The organism is Streptomyces sp. NPDC096136 (assembly GCF_044763325.1).
In the GTDB taxonomy this organism is placed as follows: Bacteria; Actinomycetota; Actinomycetes; order Streptomycetales; family Streptomycetaceae; genus Streptomyces.
Genome location: NZ_JBIWFZ010000002.1, coordinates 170,732 through 189,423, shown reverse-complemented (window position 1 = coordinate 189,423; position 18,692 = coordinate 170,732). Strand labels below are relative to the sequence as shown.

The 18,692-nt window shown below is 74.5% G+C and carries 11 protein-coding genes and 1 pseudogene; 6 read left to right on the top strand and 6 right to left on the bottom strand.

The window, feature by feature from the left end; all coding sequences use genetic code 11:
• The first annotated feature begins 31 nt into the window (after positions 1-31).
• From ACIRBY_RS03940 to ACIRBY_RS03930, 3 genes are all read left to right on the top strand, one after another.
• Positions 32-235: a CsbD family protein gene (locus ACIRBY_RS03940; RefSeq protein ID WP_403895700.1), complete on the top strand. Its 204-nt coding sequence runs from the start codon at positions 32-34 to the stop codon at positions 233-235.
• A 183-nt stretch (positions 236-418) separates the two neighbouring features.
• Positions 419-775: a PRC-barrel domain-containing protein gene (locus ACIRBY_RS03935; RefSeq protein ID WP_403895698.1), complete on the top strand. Its 357-nt coding sequence runs from the start codon at positions 419-421 to the stop codon at positions 773-775.
• Between the two features lie 21 nt (positions 776-796).
• Complete coding sequence (locus ACIRBY_RS03930) at positions 797-964, top strand: hypothetical protein (RefSeq protein WP_403895695.1); 168 nt, start codon at positions 797-799, stop codon at positions 962-964.
• A gap of 59 nt (positions 965-1,023) precedes the next feature.
• Here the strand turns inward: ACIRBY_RS03930 and ACIRBY_RS03925 are convergent, their stop codons facing one another.
• Positions 1,024-2,280 carry a pentapeptide repeat-containing protein gene (locus tag ACIRBY_RS03925; RefSeq protein WP_403895692.1) on the bottom strand — a complete coding sequence of 419 codons (1,257 nt, stop codon included), beginning with the start codon at positions 2,278-2,280 and terminating at the stop codon, positions 1,024-1,026.
• Positions 2,281-2,761: 481 nt separating this feature from the next.
• Here ACIRBY_RS03925 and ACIRBY_RS03920 point away from each other — a divergent pair.
• Positions 2,762-3,427 (top strand): annotated as a pseudogene (locus ACIRBY_RS03920) (IS481 family transposase); the annotation flags it as partial.
• Here ACIRBY_RS03920 and ACIRBY_RS03915 read toward each other — a convergent pair.
• On the bottom strand, positions 3,424-3,984 hold the full coding sequence (locus ACIRBY_RS03915; RefSeq protein WP_403895690.1) for a TetR family transcriptional regulator: 561 nt from the start codon (positions 3,982-3,984) through the stop codon (positions 3,424-3,426). The pseudogene ACIRBY_RS03920 and the gene ACIRBY_RS03915 sit on opposite strands and share 4 nt — an antisense overlap.
• Before the next feature lie 106 nt (positions 3,985-4,090).
• Here ACIRBY_RS03915 and ACIRBY_RS03910 point away from each other — a divergent pair, with 106 nt between their 5' ends.
• Entirely contained in the window at positions 4,091-5,239 is a 1,149-nt protein-coding gene (locus ACIRBY_RS03910; RefSeq protein ID WP_403895687.1) for an FAD-dependent oxidoreductase, read from the top strand.
• Between the two features lie 109 nt (positions 5,240-5,348).
• Complete coding sequence (locus ACIRBY_RS03905) at positions 5,349-6,857, top strand: DUF4246 domain-containing protein (protein WP_403895685.1); 1,509 nt, start codon at positions 5,349-5,351, stop codon at positions 6,855-6,857.
• A gap of 56 nt (positions 6,858-6,913) precedes the next feature.
• Here the strand turns inward: ACIRBY_RS03905 and ACIRBY_RS03900 are convergent, their stop codons facing one another.
• The 4 genes from ACIRBY_RS03900 to ACIRBY_RS03885 are packed head-to-tail and all read right to left on the bottom strand — an operon-like array spanning position 6,914 to position 18,659.
• On the bottom strand, positions 6,914-8,947 hold the full coding sequence (locus ACIRBY_RS03900) for a hypothetical protein (RefSeq protein ID WP_403895682.1): 2,034 nt from the start codon (positions 8,945-8,947) through the stop codon (positions 6,914-6,916).
• On the bottom strand, positions 8,940-14,234 hold the full coding sequence (locus tag ACIRBY_RS03895) for a hypothetical protein (protein ID WP_403895679.1): 5,295 nt from the start codon (positions 14,232-14,234) through the stop codon (positions 8,940-8,942). Before ACIRBY_RS03895 ends, ACIRBY_RS03900 begins: the two co-directional genes overlap by 8 nt.
• Positions 14,215-17,478 (bottom strand): hypothetical protein, encoded by a 3,264-nt coding sequence (locus ACIRBY_RS03890; RefSeq protein WP_403895676.1) that lies wholly within the window; start codon positions 17,476-17,478, stop codon positions 14,215-14,217. Before ACIRBY_RS03890 ends, ACIRBY_RS03895 begins: the two co-directional genes overlap by 20 nt.
• Positions 17,475-18,659, bottom strand: coding sequence for a Kelch repeat-containing protein (locus tag ACIRBY_RS03885; RefSeq protein WP_403895673.1), 1,185 nt, complete (start codon positions 18,657-18,659; stop codon positions 17,475-17,477). Before ACIRBY_RS03885 ends, ACIRBY_RS03890 begins: the two co-directional genes overlap by 4 nt.
• Positions 18,660-18,692 lie beyond the last annotated feature (33 nt).

Sequence of the window (18,692 nt, the reverse complement as noted above, 5' to 3'; positions counted from 1 at the left end):
CCGACCGTTCTTCGGAAAAGGGAGATTCCTCATGGCGGAGAAGGCCAAGGGCAAGATGGAGCAGGCCAAGGGCAAGGCCAAGGAAGTCGCGGGCAAGGCGACCGGCAGCGAGCGGATGCAGGCCGAGGGCAAATCGGACCAGCTCAAGGGCAAGACCCGCGAGGCCGCGGGCAAGGCCGAGGAAAAGGCCCGTGGGATCAAGGACTCCCTGAGCGACCGCCGCCAGGAACCCTGAACCGCTCACGCACGCACCCACCACAGGCCCCCCTGCACCAGGTGCCCGGCACGCGCTGCCGGGCACCTGGTGGCCGTAGCGGCCCGGGAGGAGGTTGGGCCCGTGTGGGCGGGGCAGGTGCGGTGTGGGACGACTCCCGCCCCCGAGGGTGGGGCGCATGCCCGCAGGAGAAGCGGAGACGTGATGTTCGAGGCGAGTGACATCCGGGAGTGGCGCGGCCACGACGTGCTCGACTCCGACGGCCACAAGATCGGCACGATGGAGTCCGTCTACGTCGACACGGCCACCGACCAGCCGGCCTTCGCCACCGTCACCGTCGGGCTGCCGACCCGCCACCGCCTGGTGTTCGTACCCCTGGCCGGCGCGATGGTGGGGCCCGGCTACCTGAAGGTCGCCCACTCCCGGAAGGCGGTCAAGGCCTCCCCGTCGATGGGCATCGACGACGTCCTGGCGGCCGAGGACGAACCGGCGCTCTTCGCCCACTACGAGCTGACCCACCAGCCGGGATCGGGCGGCGAGCGGCGCCTGGCCCGGCGCTGACCACTCCCGCGGGAGGACCCGATGGCACTGTTCCTGCTCCTGCTCCTCGTCGCCGTCGTACTCGGATTCATCGGAGTGCTCGCCGAAGGCCTGTTCTACCTCCTCGTCGTCGGCGTGGCCGTTCTGATCGTCGACATCGTCGTCCTGGCCTTCCGACTCCGCCGCGGGGGCAGCCGCCTGGTCCGCTGAGGTGGGTGCCGCCGCGGCGGAGTCGTGGTGACCGAGGTGTTCCCACCCGGGTCGACGGGCTACAGGTGTCCGGTGCAGGTGCCGCCGTGGTTGTCGCTGTTCGTACCGTCCGGGCAGGTGGTGTTGCCGTAGATCACGCGGTTCAGGTTCGCCCCGGTGACGGTCGCTCCTGTCATCACGGCGCCGGTCAGGTTCGCACGGTTCAGGTTCGCACCGGTCAGGTTCGCCCCCTGGAGGTTGGCGCCGGTCAGGTTCGCACCGTTCAGGTTCGCACCCATCAGGTTCGCTCCCTGAAGGTTCGCGCCGGTCAGGTTCAAGCCGCTCAGATTGCACCCGACCAGGGTCTGGCACGGCACCTGGGTGACGATCTGGGTGCGGATGGGGGAGGTGCTGGGCGAGAAGGCCGCGTCACCGCTGTAGGCGGCGGTGATGTTGTGGGCGCCGGTGGTCTGCGGCGTGGTGGTGCAGACGGCCGTGCCGGTGGTGGTGGACACCGGGACCGGCGCGGTGCATCCGGGTACGGGCTGACCGTTGTCGGTGAACTGGACGGTGCCGCCGTCCGGTGTGGGGCTGACCGTGGCGGTGTAGGTCACCGTGTGCCCGACCCGCGAGGGGTTCGGCGCCGAGGTCAGGGACGTGCTCGTCGATGACTGCAGCGTGTAGGTGAGCGTCACCTCACCCGTGCCGGTTCCCGTCCCCTGGTTGATCTGACCGCCGGCCGGGACGTGGTCCGACCCGCCTCCGCCCCCACCACTGCCATATGCAACCGTGGGCGTGTACTGAACGAGGTTGCAGCCTCCGCCGCCTCCGCCGCCGAACCAGCCCCCGCCCCCACCACCGCCGGCTGCGCCGCCCCCGCCGCCCTGGCCGCCGGTGCCGTGATCACCGTTGGTGCTGGCGGGGCCCGTGGCACCGAAGGAGCAGGAGCCACCGCCGGTACCGCCTGCCGTCGCCGTACCGCCCCCGCCCCCGGCGCCGCCGCTCGGCCGCATGCCGCCCGGACTGCCGTTGCCGCTGCCGGCGGGGGTACCCGTACCGCCCGCACCTCCGGCACCGCCGGTGCCGTTGGTGTGGTTGGCAATGAGGTCGCTGCCCCCGCCCCCGCCGCCGGCCGCGACGATCAGGCGCGGGTCGGTCGACGGATCGCCGGTCAGGGTGCACCCGCTCACGGTGGGCTCGCAGGTTGACACGCTGCTGGCCCCGCCACCCGCCCCGGCAGGCGATCCCGTGCTGGTGGCGCCGGCGGCGCCGCCACCCACGCCGACGCCGACGTACAGGGTCGTGATGCCGGCCGGGACCACGATGGTTCCGCTCACGGTGTCCCCGGCACCGCCCTGACTCATGGACACGCCGCCGCCCCCGGGCCCGCCGGCAGCGCCCTGCGCCTTGGTGACGTGCACCGACACTCCGGGCGCGACGGGAATCGGCGTATATCCCTGCGCGGTGATCGTGCAGTTGACCGTGCCGCCGGTCTGAGAACATCCAGGGGGCAAAGGCACCGCCGCGGCGGCCGAGGCCGTCGGCGCAACCCAGGGCAAACCGCCGCTCACCATCACCACGGCAGCCAAAGCCAGCCGCGCCCGACCACGACTCGAACACCACATCGAAGAGCGCCCTTCCTCGGTACCCGTGCCGGCCGCGCCGGGTCTCACGCCAAGATTCGACCGGGCGCACAGGCATACCCCCGCCCACCACGCCGGACCCTCCTCCGGTTGGCCCTGCCGCGGCCGTGCGCACGAGCGCGAGCACGGGCGGATCGCTCGCTGAGCCCCGGAAACGGGCCCCGAACATGCCCAAGGCATCGCCCCCTCGACCGCCCACCGCATCCTCGTGCGCAACGGCCTGCCGCCCCTTGCCGCCCTGGACCGGGCCACCGGGGAGCCCGTGCGCCGCTACGAACGGGCCCGGCCGGGCGAGCTGGTCCATGTCGACGTCAAGAAATTGGGCCGGATCCCCGACGGCGGCGGCCACAGGACCCTCGGCCGGGCCGAAGGCCGGCGCAACAAGACCGGCACCGGCTGGGCCTACCTCCACACCGCACTCGACGATCACTCCCGCCTGGCCTACACCGAAGACCTCGCCGACGAGACCGCACCCACCTGCGCTGCCTTCCTCGCGCGGGCCACCGCCTGGTTTGCGTCCCTCGGGATCACCGTCGAACGGGTCCTGACCGACAATGCCTGGGCCTACAGCAAGAACACCTGGCGCCAGGCCTGCCGTGACCTGGGGATCAGCCCCCGATGGACCCGGCCATGGCGGCCCCAGACCAGCGGCAAGGTCGAACGCTTCCACCGCACCCTGCTCGAGGAATGGGCCTACCAGCGGCCCTACACCTCAGACCGGCAACGGATGGAGGCGTTCACCGACTGGCTGCACTGGTACAACTACCACCGACCCCACACCGGCATCGGCGGCCAAACACCCGCCGGCCGCGGCACCAACCTCCCCGAGCAACACACCTAGGGGGTCGCCAGGGTGGCCGCCAGGGCGGGGGAGAGGCCGTCGACCACGGCCTCCGGGGACAGGGAGGCCACCCCGGGGAGTTTCAGGAGGTACCGGGTGAGGGCCAGGCCCAGGAGCTGGGTCGAGACCAGGCCCGCCACCCTCGCGGCCCGCTCCGGGCCGAGGGCCGCTGCCAGTGCCGGGACCACCTGTGCCGCGAACATCTCCCTCATCCGGGCCGCCGCCTGCTCGTTCGTCACGGCGGAGCGCAGCAGGACCAGCAGCGCGTCGTCCGCCGGGTCGCCCTCCCACCGCGCCACGAAGTGCCGCACCAGCGCCGAGGGGAGCTCCGCCGCCGGCACCGCGCCCAGATCCGGCAGCCGCAGGTCGATGGCCAGGCTCGCGCCGAAGAGCTGCTCCTTGCTGCCGAAGTACCGCATGACCATCGAGGGGTCGATCTCCGCGTCCGCGGCGATGGCCCGGATGGTGGTGCGCTCGTAGCCCTGTACCGCGAAGCGCTCGCGCGCGGCCCGCAGGATGGCCGCCTTGGTGTGGCCGGAGGTGCGTCGTGCCGTCATGTCAACAACCGTAGGCCAACAACCGTTGACACGCCAGCCCGGCAGCGCCATCCTTCAGTCAACAGCCGTTGGCCAACATGTGTTGGCCTACTGGAGGAGGCCAGCGATGACCAGCCCCGCCCCGCTCCCCGCCACCACCGGCGTCGCCGTCGTCGGCGCCGGCCCCACCGGCCTCGCCCTCGCCGTGACCCTGGCCGAGGCCGGCATCGACTTCGTGCTCCTCGACCGGCAGGCCGAGGGCGCCAACACCTCCCGCGCCGCCGTCGTGCACGCCCGCACCCTCGAAGTCCTCGACGAGCTCGACCCCTCCCGCGCCCTTTCCGCCGAGCTGATCGGCCGCGGCGTCCCGGTCGGCACGTTCCGGATCCGCGACGGCGCCCGCCCGCTCGCCGAGGTCGGGTTCGAGGGCCTGCCGACCGCCCACCCGTACGCGCTGATGGTCCCCCAGGACCGGACCGAGGCCGTCCTCCTCGCCCGCCTGCGGGCCCTCGGCGGCGATGTCCACCGCCCCTACGAGGTCACCGGGATCACCCAGGACCCGGACGGGGTGACCCTCACCACCGCCACCGGCGAGACCCTGCGCGCCGGCCACGCCGTCGGCGCCGACGGGATGCGCAGCGCGGTCCGGGAGGCCGCCGGGATCGCCTTCACCGGCAGCGCGTACGAGGAGTCCTTCGTCCTGGCCGACGTCCTCATGGACTGGGCTCCGGGCGCCGGCGAGGTCTCCCTCACCCTCGGCGCCGCCGGGCTCACCGTCGTCGCCCCGCTGCCCGGCGGGCACTACCGGGTGGTCGCGAGCGTCGCCGAGGCCCCCGCGGCACCGGACCTGGCCTTCGTGCAGGGGCTGCTGGACGAACGCGCGCCCGGCCAGGCCGCCGTCCACGAGCTCGCCTGGTCCTCACGGTTCCGCATCCACCACCGCGTCGCCGACCGCTACCGCGCAGGTCGCCTGCTGCTCGCCGGCGACGCCGCCCATGTGCACAGCCCCGCCGGCGGCCAGGGCATGAACACCGGGATCCAGGACGCCTACGCGCTCGGCCGCGCCTTCGCCGAGGGGACCCTCGACGGCTACGAGGCCCGTCGCCGGCCCGTCGCCCTGCGCGTGGTGGCCCTCACCGACCGCATGACCCGGATCGCGGCCACCCGCAACCCGGCCCTGCGCGCCGCACGCGACACCGTGCTCCCGATCGCCTCCCGCATCCCCGCACTGCGCCGCCGACTGGCCGCCGAACTGGCCGAGCTCGACTACCGCTAGCCCTCTGACCGGCCCGCGCCCGCGTGGGAACGACCGGCACGCGGCCGGGGTGTCAGTGGGCCGGGCTATCCTTCGCGGCACCGCACACCGATCGTGAGGACCAGCACAAGTGACCGGCCCGTCCGCCTTCCCGCTCCCCTTCCAGACCTCCCGTTCCCCGGCGTTCGCCGCGCCCCGGACGCTGCGGGAACTGCAGATGATGCAGTGCAGCGCGCACCTGCGCGCCAAGCCCGCATGGTTCGACAAGATGAACGACGCCGACCTCGTGGCCAAGTGGACGCGGGAAGCGGTGGCGCAGGGCCTGACCGGCGCACAGGTGGGCTACGTCCTCGCCGAACTGGCGCACTACGCGGCGCTGCGGGACGCGGGGACCGGCATCGAGGTGTCCGCGGTCGACGGCGTGTGGCAGTCGGACGCCCTCGTCGACGAGCAGCTCAGGACGCGGTTGCGCGAGGCGGTCCGGGTCCTGGAAGAGGTCCCTGAAGCGGAGCGGGACTGGCATCCCGGATCCGACGGCCAGGTGCTGGACCTCGTGCACCCCTCGCTGTTCTGCCTGGTGCGGGAGGCGAGCGGAGGGCCCGAGCGGGCCTGGCGGAACCCGACGAACCACTATGCGAAGTACGAGTTCTCCGAGAGGTTCCAGTGGCTGCCCACGGACATCGACGTGAGTGACGACGGCGCCGTGGCCTTCCGCTCCTACGTCAACAACGTCCACCCCGAGACCCATCGCGCGCTGGCCTCCGTCCTGCCGGACGTGTTCGCGCGCCTGCGCCCGCTGTTCGAGAACGTCCTCACCGATCTGCGCCACCCGCGCCCCCTGCGGATCGAGGCCGATCCCTGCGGCTGGTACGACTCGGAACCGGAGTACCCGCGCCAGTCCTCCTACAGCGACAACGAGGCCTACATGGACGCCCGCGCTGCCTGGGAAGAGGCCTACGAGGCCTGGCTGGAGAACCGCCGCCCGATCGTCCCCGACGCCCCGGCCTTCACCGCGCCCGCACGGCCCGACGCGTCCGACCGTGTCGATCTGCGCGGCCGCCGGCTCCAGGCCGTCGTCAAGCTCGCCACCGTCCACCTCACCCCGGAGAAGCCCGAGTACCCCGGCGGCTCCTGGCACGTCGAGGGCATGCTCAACGAACGGATCGTCTCGACCGGCATCTACTACTGGGACAGCGAGAACATCACGGAGAGCCGGCTGGGGTTCCGGGCCGCTCTCGACGACCCGCACTACGAACAGAACGACGACGCCGGCCTGCGCGAGGTCTACGGCCTGGAGGACGAGGACGCGCTGAACCAGATGCTGGGGCAGGTACCGACCCCTGCGGGCCGCTGCCTCGCGTTCCCCAACGCCCTGCAGCACCGCGTGGACGCGTTCCGCCTCGCGGACCCCACCCGGCCGGGACACCGCAAGATCCTCGCGTTCTTCCTGGTCGACCCGACGGAGCAGATCGTCTCGACCTCCGACATACCGCCGCAGCAGCCCTGGTCCGACACCTCGACCATGACGCTGGAGCAGGCCAAGGCGTACCGCGAGGAACTCATGCAGGAAAGGAAGTTCTTCGTCGACGAACACAACGAGCAGCTCTACGAACGGGAGTTCTCCCTCTGCGAGCACTGAACCACCGCCCCCGGACCGGTTGCGGGTCGATCACCGTCGATGACCTGCCTATCTGCCTACCCGCCTTGCGCCGGGCCGGCCGGCCCGGGGGCCCGTCCTGGTGGCCGGGTGTCGGTGAGGCGGTCGAAGGACAGGCCGCTGGAGGCTTCGCCCCGGCCCGCGTGGGTACGGGCGCTGAGCCAGAGCGCGACGCGGCCGTCGTGCCCGCGGGTGCGGTTGTAGGCGAGCGTGAGTCTGGTCCCGGCCTGGGGGACCTCCTCCTCGTTGACGTAGTACTGCCGTCCCGCGTCGAGGCCCTCGCGCAGCAGCGAGGTACGGGGGTGCACCAGTGTGTCGTCGCCGATGACGCTCGGCATCGCCGCGCGCTGCAGCCTGACGTCCCGGTCCTGGTCCGGGACGTGCACGGGGATGAAGGGGATCCAGTTCTCCGGTACCGAGCTCATCGCCTTGTACGCGTCGGGAGCGGCAGGGGCGGCGGGCGGCCTCGGCGGGTGCAGGCGCAGCCGGTGGGCGAGGACCTCGGCCGCGGCCTCGCCGCCCCGGCGGGGCTCGCCGTGCGCGAGGGTCACGGTGCGCTCGACGCCCCAGACCATGTTGGCCATCTCGTCCCGGATCAGGGCCACTTCCTCCAGCACCGGGCCTTCCGCGACCTTCGCGACGGCGGAGGGCAGCAGGAGGCCCGGGCCGGAACCGTCCATCGCGTCGTCGCCCGTGCGCCCCAGGGGGTTGAGGCAGAACATGGCCCAGGGCCGGGGCTCCGCGGGCTCGTGGTCCGCCCCGCCCCGGTGCTCGTCATGGTGCTCGTCGGCCGGCCCGATCCACAGCCGCTCCCCGAACACGTCGGTGACCATCAGGCCGCGGATCGAGGCGAGGGTCCCGGCCGGCAGGTCGCAGGGCAGCAGGAACCAGTCGTTGCTGTAGACCAGCGCGAACTCCAGGAAGACCAGCCGGGCCAGGTCCGTGCTGTCCGGGCGGACGGCGGCGAAGTTGGTCCTGCCGTCCTCCACGGCCCACCACCGGGGCAGCGGCATCCCGGAATACCGGACGGGGGCGGGGAAGACCGTACGGTTCAGGACCTGCGGCGCGGCGCCGGCCGTCGCCTGCGCGGCCTCCGCGGAAGCGGCGCCCGCGGGGGCCGGCGGGGCGACCGAGAAGGCGTGCCAGTCCAGTGTTCCGCCCGGGTACTCGGGGGCGGTCAGCACCTGTTCCGCCGGGCCGCCCGGCCCGCCCGCTGCGTCCAGGTGCACGGAGAAGCGGTGCTCCAGCGCTTGGGGGTCCCAGGCCGTGTTGGGCCGCCGCCGCGCCGGGTCCTGGTTCGGCTGGTCCACCAGCGCGTCGAACCAGGCCACCAGCCGCGCGCCCAGCCTGACCAGTTCGTCCCGGTGCAGGTTCAGCAGCCCGGTGATGCCCTCGTACGCGGGACGGCCCTCCTTGAGCCGCTGATAGAAGGCGTAGCCGTCCATCCTGCGCCCCGCCACCGCCTGGAACGCCGACCACACCTCCGGATGCGCCACCCGGTACAGGTCCGGGTCCGCCTCCCCCTCCGGATCGGGCAGGGCGATCGGATACCGGGCGATGTACTGGCGGCGCACGTTCAGGCTGACCGCGTTGACCCGCTGGCTGGAGGCCACCAGCTTCAGCCAGCGCCGGCCGATCGCCAGCCGCCAGTCGAGGCAAAGGGCCTCGGTGCCGAACGCGAGGGGCAGCGGCCGCCGCTCGACCACGCCTTCCAGGGGGCGGTCCGCCGGCAGTGGCTCCACCGCTCCGCCCGCCGGCCGGAGCCGTGCCGGGGCGGTGGCGGCCACGGAGTAGGTGGCGGTCACCGGCGAGCCGCCGTCCTCGCCCCGGAACTCCCCGAGCTGCCACTGCCGGGTCAGCATCCACAGCGGATCGCGGACCTCCACCCGCAGGGCCCGGTCGAAGTCCGTGGTCCTCGGCCGGCCCTCCAGCCGGTTCCACACGCCCACCGTGGGGGCGCTGCGCGCGTCCAGTGCCTCGCGCAGCTTCTCGATCCTGATCTCGCCCGTGCCGGTCGTGCCGCCCGCTCCGCCCGCTCCGCCCGCCGCGCCCCTCGCGTCCACCTCAGTCATCGGCCTTCCCCCGCAGGTTGCACAGCGCCAGATCCGTCGTGAGCGTGATCGGCTGCCGGGCCGCCGGCAGCACCGTCGCGGGCAGCAGCTGGGCGTACGGAAGCCCTTCGAGGTGGGCCGGCTCGACCGCCCGCGCCCGCGCCAGCCCGAACGTCTCGGTGACCGCCGCCACCAGGTCCTCCTCGCGCCACGCACCGGTCCGGACGGGCGGTACGACCAGCAGCATCGCCTGCGGCGGCTCCGAGCCGGGCCGGTCGTAGTGGACGGCGATCCCGGTGGTCTCCCGGACGGTGGGCACCACCTCCGTCCACTCGTCGAAGAGCAGCCCGCAGCGCTCCGTCCCGATGAGCGGCTCGGGCGTGCAGTGCGCCGTGAACAGGACCCGGTCCTCCTTGATCTCGGTCCCCGCCTTGAACTCCATCGCCAGCCAGTGGTCCCCGGTCCGGTACGGCAGCTGGACCGGGGTCAGCAGCGGCTCCTGCCAGCCCCCCGCATCGCTCATCGGCCCGCCCGGACCGCGCAGCGCGTCCCCGAGCAGCACCGCCTTCTCCCACAGACGAGGCTTCTCCCGCACGCGCGCGATGCCGTGCACCCAGTCGTCGACCGGGAAGTCCCGGCCGAAGTCCGTCTCCAGATGGGAGGTCAGCGCGGCGCTGTCGGCCCGGGCCCGCCGCCACTGCGCGGCCAGATCCTCCGACGGGGTGAACTCCGGGACCACCAGCACGTCCGGCCCCAGCAGGGCCCGCAGCGCGTCGGTCGCCGCACGGACCCGGTCCGGGCCCGTCACCGCCCCGGCGCAGGCTTCGAGCGCCCGGTCCGCGGCCCCGGTCCGGGCGTCGATCTCCCGGCCCAGCGCGAGGGAGCGCTCCAGCAGCTCCCTCCCGTACGCCACGATCGCGTCGTGGAAGGGCGTCAGGTCCAGTCCGACCGGATCGACGTCGCCGATCGGCAGCAGCCGGGAGAGCGCCGCCAGCAGCCCGCTCAGGGTGGTCTGCGTGGTGCGCGCCACCGCCTCCAGATCCGCCAGCCGGCGCCGGAAGGCCTCCCGCCGGTTCCTGACGATCGCCCAGAGGAGGGCCGGGCGATCCGGGCGCGGGCGGGTCGCGGAGGTGGTGAGCAGCCGCTCGGCGGCCTCCAGCAGCCGGAACCGCTCCTCGTCGGAGGCGCCGGACGGCAGGGTGTCGTAGTCCGAGAGCAGCCGGTCCGCCTCCAGCAGGGCGGTGCCCATCCGCTTCGCGGCGACCGCGACGGCGGCCAGTACGCCCGCGTAGATGCCCCGGCGCCACTCGGTCAGCTCGGTCCAGCCGCTGCGCACCATGCCGAACCCGCCGGCCGTGGCGGTGAGTTCCGCGCAGCGCGCCAACAGCGCGTCGATCCGGCCGATGACCTCCTCCCGGTCGGGCTGCGCGGGCGCGGCCGGGTACAGCCGGGTCAGATCGGCCGTCTGCTCGGTCACCTTGCGGCCCAGCTCCGCGAGGTCCGCGCGGACCGCGTCGGGCCGTTCCCGGGGGAGCGAGACCTCCTCGTCGGCGGACCGGTCCGCGCCCGCGGGCCCGGCGGCGGCCATGAGGTCGGTGGGGCGCAGCGGGCGGGCCGTGGTCAGCAGCGTGCGCAGCGCGTCGACGAGCGGGGCGACCTCGAAGAAGCTGATCTTGTCCGGTACGCGCCGCGTGTACCGGATGCTCAGTTCCGCGTCCGGGCGGGGCCGGTCCTCCTCCACCACGATCCCGATGATCCGGTCGTCGAGATCGCTCTTGCCCGCCTCGCCCGCCGGGCGCACGGCCCACAGCAGATCGATCGGCTGGAGCCGCAGGTCGTGCATCGTGACGACCCTGCTCCGCGGTTCCCCGCTGACCGGATCGGTCCAGGTGACGAGCGCGGCGAGGTCCTGCTGGGCCGGCAGCAGGGCGGGGAGCCAGTCGTTGACCGCGGGTTCCGCCTTGGCGCGCGGTCCGTCACCGAAGTACAGCGGGGGCAGGTGACCCACCGCCAGCCCCGGGGTCAGCTGGATGCCGAACCGGTGGGTGAGCGTCACCCCGCTGCGCGGGGTGGCCACCACCTCGGGGTCGGGCGGCAGGCCCTCCTTGGCGTAGGCGTCGAGGGTGGCCGAGGCCCGTTCGGTGTTGCCGGACAGGGCCTGGTGGGCGGCCTCGGCCACGGCGAGGTCCGCCAGGGCGTCGTGGAGGTGGAGCAGCCGGCGCAGCTCGGCGTCGAGGGCGGTGCTCTCGTCCGCGCTCGCCGCCGGCATGTGCTCGGCGCCGAAGGGGTAGGCGGCGGCGTGGTCGCGGGTGGCCCGGCGGACCAGCTCCAGTCCGTCCACGACGGTGCGGGCCTCGACCACCTCCACCGGGACCCCGGGCCCGGGCGTCACGTCGGACAGCCGGCCGGCCCGCAGGGGGAACGCGCCGCGCAGCGCCGGGAGGAACCTGTCGAGGCCCGATCCGTCGGGCAGCCGGCGCTCGTGCAGCCCCCGTTCGAAGCGGTAGCCGAGGAGGGCCCCGAGCGACTGGCCCTCGCGCAGCCCGTCGAGGACCGTGAGGGCGTCGCGCACCCGCTCGGAGGAGAGGTTCACCGCGAAGGAACGCGTCGCGTCCTGCGCTCCGTTGGCCAGGTACCCGGCCCGGAGCACGGCTGCCGTGCGGGCCTGCGCCGGCGACGGGGCGTGGACGTAGCCGCCGTTGTCCGGATCCCGGCTCACCGGGTCGGTGCCGAAGACCGGGACGAGCTCGGGTGGCACGGTGTGCCCGGCGAGGGGCACCTTGCGGGGGCGCACGTCGTACAGCCAGCCGTAGCATCCGAGGTGGATCCCGCGACGCGCCGTCGCGCCGGGCCCGTCGCCCCCGCCCGGCCCGTACCGCATCTCCGCCAGCCGTTCGCCGGCCAGGGCGAGCCGCCACGCGTCCAGCCGGTGCGTGGCCAGGTCCAGGTGTTCGGCGAGGACCCGGTCCAGCCGGGCCGTGGGCACGTCGGCCAGCAGCCCGATGGCGCGCAGCTGTTCGTCCAGCCGGGCGGTCGCCGGATGCGTGCCGAGCACCTGCGGGACGTACCGGTGGACGAGCATCGCGGGATCGGTGCTCCCGGTCACGGCCCGGTCGGGCGCGTACAGCCTGCGGTACCGGCTCTCGCTCGGCGGGTCCGCGGCCTCGCCGTCGCGGCGCGACCTGATGTGGACGAACGGCGGGTCGGTGATCGGCGCCGGCGACTGCCCGGCGGCGGCCGCCAGCCGCCAGGCCGCCTCCTCCCAGCCCAGCAGCACCGAGTGCCGCAGCAGCAGGTACAGCAGCGCCGCCGGCGGACGGGCCCCGGCGAAGCCGTCCTCCAGCCGGATCCGGTCGAGATCGGTCCGCCCGTACCGGGCCAGCCAGCCGAGGTAGTTCAGCCGCTCGGGCGGTGGGGTGCAGGGGCGCGGCGGCCGGTCCTCGGAGAGCGGGAGGTCGTCGACGAGCGGGCCGAGCAGCGGGTACGGGGTCCCCTCGAAGAGCCGTCCCGTCAGCTCGGGGTCCGGACGGGCGGGCCCGCCGGGGGGCCGGGCGTCGTAGCCGAGCCGGGCCAGCAGGGCCCGTACGGGCTGCGGCATGTGGAGCGGGTCCTCCAGCGCCGCGGTGACGGCCGGGCCGCGGCCCGCGAGGTTCTCCTGGTTGTAGAGGTCCGCGACGCTCCGGGCGTACCGCTGGTGGTACTCGGCGGAGGTGGGGTGCAGCGCCAGGATGTCCAGCAGCCGCTGGTGCGGGTCGGCGCTCCCCGCGTCGAGCCGGGCCACCTTGGAGACGGCGTCGGTCCAGTCCGCCGCCATCGCCTCGAGCACCCCGTGCAGCGCCGCCCGGTGGGTCCCGGTCGCACCGGCCGGCCACTGGATCCGCTCGAAGGAGGTGGTGGGCAGGATCCCGTACGGCTGCCGGCCGATGCGGACGACGGGCAGCGGGCCGCGCCCGGACACGTACCGTACGAAGAACGCGCGGGTCCGCTCCGCGTCCTCCTCCGACAGGACCGGGCTCAGCGCCGTGCGCAGGAAGTCGCCCCAGGTCGCGGGCCACAGCGCGGTGTTCGCGGCCCGGGCGTCGCGCAGGTCGGTGCCGTCGGCGTGCGGTACGCCGGCGAGGACGGCCGGGTCGAGTCCGAGGAGGTCGGTGAGCCACCTGCCGTCGGTCCTGGTCGTCCAGTCACCGGGGTCCGCCCCGGTGTCCGCCCGCAGTCCGGCGGCCGCGGCGGCCGCCCGCAGTCCGGCCGCCGCCTCCCGCTGCGCACCCGGTCCCGCGGGGTCCCGCTCGGTGTTGTTGGTCGGCGTGCCCTGCGGTACGAGCCCGAAGCCGGCCGGGCTGCGCAGCTGGCGCGTGATCAGCCCGGCCAGGGCCCCGGCCGACGCCTCCGGGCCCTGGCGCCTGCGCAGGCCGAGGACGAGCAGCCGGTCCAGTCCGCCCCTGCTCCGGTCGTCCAGGCCGATCCGCAGGCCCATGCCGACGTCGACGGCCCGCCGGAACTCGGTGAGCCAGCGCAGGTCGTCCGGGACGTTCAGCGTCCCGTGTTCCTCGTCCACCTTCAGCTGGCCCCCGGTGGCGCCCGGGTCGGGGCTGACCGCGAGCCCGTCCGGGACGTCCGCGCCGGTCTCGTCGACGACGAGCGCGTCGCCCGCCCAGCCGAGGACGGTGAAGCGGTCCGGCAGCAGCCCGGCCCGGGCCGCCCGGGTCCAGGAGTCCCTGCCCACCCGCTCCGGTCGGGGTACCACGAGGAAGGCCACCACCACCGCGTCCGAGGTGCGCGAGGGCGCCGCCTCCACCCCGGTCGGCGGACGGCCCCGGACGGCCCGGGCGCGGGCCGCCCCCACGGCGGCGAGCAGTGCGGCGTCGGCGGCCACGATCCGCGCCCGGTCGCCGTGCGCCCGCCACACCGCGGTCCAGTAGTCGGCCGTGGGCCGCCGGTCGGCGGCGGGCAGTGCGGCGGCGGTGGTGATCACCAGCACCGTGGTCCCGGCGGGGAGGTGCGCCGGCTTCTCCCCGGGGTTGGCCGGGGGCAGCTCGTCGCGCAGCCAGAGCGCGCGTCCGGGCGCGACCCGGCCGGAGAGCTCCCGCCAGGCCTCCTCCTCACCGGCCGGGTCCCCGGCGGCCCGCCACAGCGCGGTCCAGTAGGCCGTGAGCGCCGCGAACTCGGCCTCGCTGGGCTGCGGTTCACTGGAGTCGATCTGCCACTCGTCCGGGAAGATCCGCACGAGCAGCTCGTCGGCCGTGAAGCGGGTCTCGATCCGTACGGGCCCGAGCAGCACCGGGTACTCGTCACTCAGCGGGTCGGGCATCGAGCAGCATCTCCTGTGCGTGTACGGCGACCAGGACGGGTGCCTGGAAGAGCATGTAGGCGAGGTCGGCGGAGCCGAGCCGGCCGGACCAGGGCGGCAGCCGGGTGTCCTCCCGGCGCTGCTCGGTCTTCTCCGCGTCGTCCTCTGAGCCGTCGAAGGGCAGGAGCGGCAGGTCCGGGCCGCCGGGATCGAGGGTGATGAACCGGCCGGGGGGCACGGCCAGGTCCTGCCACGACAGGTCGTTCCACACCTCCAGCGGGCCGGACGGCGTCTCGTCCGCACCGAACCGGGGATCGCCGGGCCGCTCCTCGATGACGAAGAACCAGCCGGGGTCGCGCGGCCGCTCGCCCTTGGCCATGGACGGGGTCAGGTCGAAGCCGAGCAGGGTGATGTCGGGCTCCACCTTCGCCTCGAAGACGGGCAGGCGCACCAGGTGGGCGGGCGGCCGTGCGCCGTCCGGGACCTCGGCCAGGACCCGCTCCCGGTCGCGGTGCTCGGTCCCGTCCTCGTCACGCGCCCAGTCGGCGCGGTGCGCGTACACCACGGCCGTGGGGTACTTGCGCAGCAGTTCCCCGCGGATGACGAGGACCAAGTCCTCCTCCGCGCCCGTGCCGCCGCTCTCCTCGTCCCGCAGGTCGTGGCTTCCCAGCTCGGAGAGCTGGTCCCAGGTGTCGATCGCGGGGATGTCGTACAGGCGTTCCCGCTGCTCGGCGGGGCTCTCGCCGGCCCGCGCCAGGCCGGAGCGGGGATCCCAGAACTGGCGGAAGACGCTGCACCGCTGGTCGGTGGGGAACTCCCGCCACAGCAGCTCCCGGGCCATCTCGTGGTTGAGTCCCACGAGGTACGCCTCGATGAACTCCTGGTCGGGAGAGAGCAGGGTGACGGAGTCCGGCGGGACCAGGCCCAGGTTGGGCACGAAGGTGTCCACGGACTTGTCCACCAGGGCCCGGTACATCGGCAGGTCGATGACCGGGTGGGCCATGACCTCCATGAACCGCTCGGCGAACGGCGTGAGCCGGCCCGGCAGCCGGACCTCGCTGAGCAGGCTCCTCGGCACGGTGGTGTCGGCCCGCAGCCCGGTGAGCATGGCCTCGCCCGCCCCGGCGACCCCGAGCGGGTCACGGGTGTCGGCCCGCGCCGCGGCCGCCGCGGCCGCACGGCCGAGCCGGAGCTCGCGCAGCGCCGTCTTGAACCGTGCGGCCTCCTCGCTGTCGGGGCCGCCGGGGGCCGGGACGAACCCTTCGGCGGGCAGGCTGATCCGGAAGGCCCCGCAGGTCGGCAGCTCCGCCTCGGGGTCCTCGCCGGGCGGCGGGGCGCCCGGGTGGAGGACGTCCGCCACGTTCTGCGGGGTCACCAGTGTGGCCGGGGTGCCCTTCCGAGCGGCCGCGGTGACCGGGTCCGCGTCGCGGTCCATCTTGGCCAGGAGGGCGTCGGGGGGTTCGGATCCGGCGCGCAGCGGCGTGCGGTCCGGGGGGAACAGGGCCCGCATGAGGCGCGAGCCCGGGCGCATCATCCGGCGCATCTCGGGTGACAGCGGCGCCGCCGAGACCCGGCTGCTGGCCACCTGGTGTCCGACTGCCACGGGTGGTCCGCTCACCGCCCCCGCCCCCGCGCTCGCCTGCAGGGCCGTCCCGGCCGTGCGTACCCGGAAGTTCGCGGGCGCCGTCAGCCGCAGGGCACGGCCCGTCGGCGCCGCCACGCGCGCGGCCGCGCCCTGCGCTCCGCCCGGCGGAGGGACCGCAGGCGGCTTCGGCAGGTGCTTGTCCTGGAGCGCGTGCCCGACCTCGCGGGCCAACTGAGCGGCCCGGATCCGGTGGTTGGCGGCCAGTGCGTCCCCCATCTGCTGCCAGGCGGCCGCCATGAACTCCTCCTGGCGCGCCTGCACCACCTGGGTGCCGAAGTTCGCGGCGATCCGGAACCGTGGGTCCAGGTTGAGCCGGTGCACCCAGTTCCGGTTCAGCGGAGCGGGCAGCGGCCGCCCGGCGTCGTCGGACAGCAGCCGGGCCGTGCGGGCGTGCCAGCGGCCGTACAGGGGAGGGGTGATGACCGGATCCACCTGGGCGGGGGACTGCGCCTGCGCAGCCCCGGCTTCCGTGAGCCGCGCGGCCAGCTCCCGGTGTGCCTGGGCGGGCGTACGGGTCAGATAGGCCTCCGCCAGGTTGACCAGCCCGGCCAGCGCCTCCTGGAAGGGGTGCGGGTACGGTCGCGCCGGCGGCGGCAGGGTGAAGCGGCCGTCCCAGTTGTCCCACACGTCCGGATCGCGGAGGGGGACGCGCAGGGCCCCGCCGAGCTTGAGCGTTCCGCCGAGGGCCGCCGGCGCGTCGACGGGCGGCAGCCCGGTCCCGGGCCGCAGCACGTCCACGTCGCGGCGGGCGACCCGCAGATCGGGCCGCCTGGGCTTGAGCGCCCGCGCCAGCTGCTCGAAGTCGCCGGACGGTCCCGTGCGGAAGGACCAGCGGTGGTAGTACGGCAGGTGCAGACCGGCCCGCCCCGGCCCCCAGGCGGCGAGCGTGGCCGGCATGTCGTCGGGGACGGTCTCACCCGTGCCGGTCAGCCGCCCCGTCTCGAACGCGGGGACGAGGAAGGCGTCGTAGGGCGTGTTCGGCCGGAGCCGGCGCGGGCAGATCAGCCGGGAGCAGGCCCGGTCCGGGTCGGTGCGCAGCACCTCGCGCAGCCGGGCCAGCGCCGCGGGCATGTCGTGCGGCTCGGATACGAGCGGTTCGTCGACGGCGCCGTGGACGTGCACGTGGGCCCAGGCCCCGAGCTGCTCGGCGGGCGGCAGGCAGGCGACCGGGTCGCCGACCACCACGTACGGCAGCGGGCGGCCCGGCAGTGGCGGCCCCTCCCGGAACTCTCCCGGGCCGCCGGAGTCGCCGGGACGTTCGAGGACGGCCAGGGCGAGCCAGGGGCGGAGGCTGCCGGTGACGGGATCCGGCACGTCCGGGCTGTACCGCCAGAGGTAGTCCTCGGGGTAGAACTCGATGTGGGCCAGGTAGTTGGGCTCGGTGTCCGTGACACCGGGCCGCGGCTCCACCCGGGAGACGGCCCGCGGGTCTACGCCCACGATGTCGCCGGGCCCGTAGAGCTGGACGGGCCGGTGGAGCGTGCGGCCCGGGCCGCCGGTCTCGTTGGTCACGGTCAGGGCCACGTCGACGGCGGCGCGCTGGGCACCCGCCTGCCGGACGATCTTCGTGGCGATGCCGGTGCGCAGCCAGGGCAGGAAGGAGTAGGCGTTGGCGGTCATGTCAGGCTCCCCGCCGGGCCGAACACCTCGGTGGTGGCGGTGAGGTCGTCCTCGCCCGGCTTCGAGGCGGCCAGACCCGACCGCACGGTGCCGCCCGTCACCAGGACCTCGTCCTCGGCCAGGGCGACGGCGCCCAGCGCCCACCGTCCGGCCGCCGGGGCGGCCGCCGGCGAGGCCGCGCCCGTAGCGGCGTCGACCAGCAGGGTGTTCTGGTAGCCGACCCCGTCGCCCACCTCCCCGGTACCTCCGATCAGCAGGAAGGAGCCGGAGCCGAGCGGTACCAGGCGGTGCGCCTCGCGCCCGCGGCCCGGCAGCGGGGGGAGCGCCGTCCACCGGCCCTGCGCCAGGTCGAACCGTTCGAGCGTCAGCGCGTGGTGCGGGTCGAAGGTCCCGTCCCCGGGAACGCCGGGCAGGGCGCCGCCCACGACGAGGGCCGTGGTCTCGGAGGCCGGTACGGTCTGGTGGCCGCTGCGCGGCGCCGCCATGCTGCCCGTCGGCGTCCACGTGTCGCGGGCCTGGGCCGTGGCGGGGGTGTACAGCTCGCAGAAGGCCAGCGCCGCGTCCGCGGCCCCGGAGACCGGTGCGGTTCCGCCGCAGACCAGGACCCGGCCGCCCTTGAACAGGACGGCCCCGTGGCCGCTGCGGGCGTCGTTCATCTCGGCGGCGTCGGACCACGTGTCGGTGTCGGGATGGTAGATCTCCGCCGTGCGCAGGGCCTTGAGCGAATCCCCGGACCGGGTGGCCACCCCGCCGCAGACCAGCACGGTCCGGTCGGCCAGCAGTACCGCGCAGTGGTCCCAACGGGCCTCCCGCAGGGAAGCGGCCGTCGTCCACGTGTCGTGGGCCGGGTCGTACAGCTGCGCCGAGGCCAGGGCGGGCGCGATCCGGCCCGGAGCGCTCGTGCCGCCGACGACGAGGACCTTCCCGTTGCCGAGCCGGGTCACCGTGTGGTGCCGGCGCGGGATCCCCATCGCCCGGCCGGCCGTCCACTTCCCCGCGACCGGATCGTAGAGCGCGGTCTTGTCGAGGGCCGCGCCCGTGGCGTCGGTGCCGCCCGCGACGAACACCTTCCTGCCGTCGAGGAGCACCGGGCCGTCGTACTGCCCGTACCAGCTGGCCGCCAGCGGCAGGTCGCCGGTCTTCCTCCAGCTTCCGCCGACTGCCGTGATGGGACTGGTCATCGCGTGGAACCCTCCGTGCCGGGTGTGGGGCGG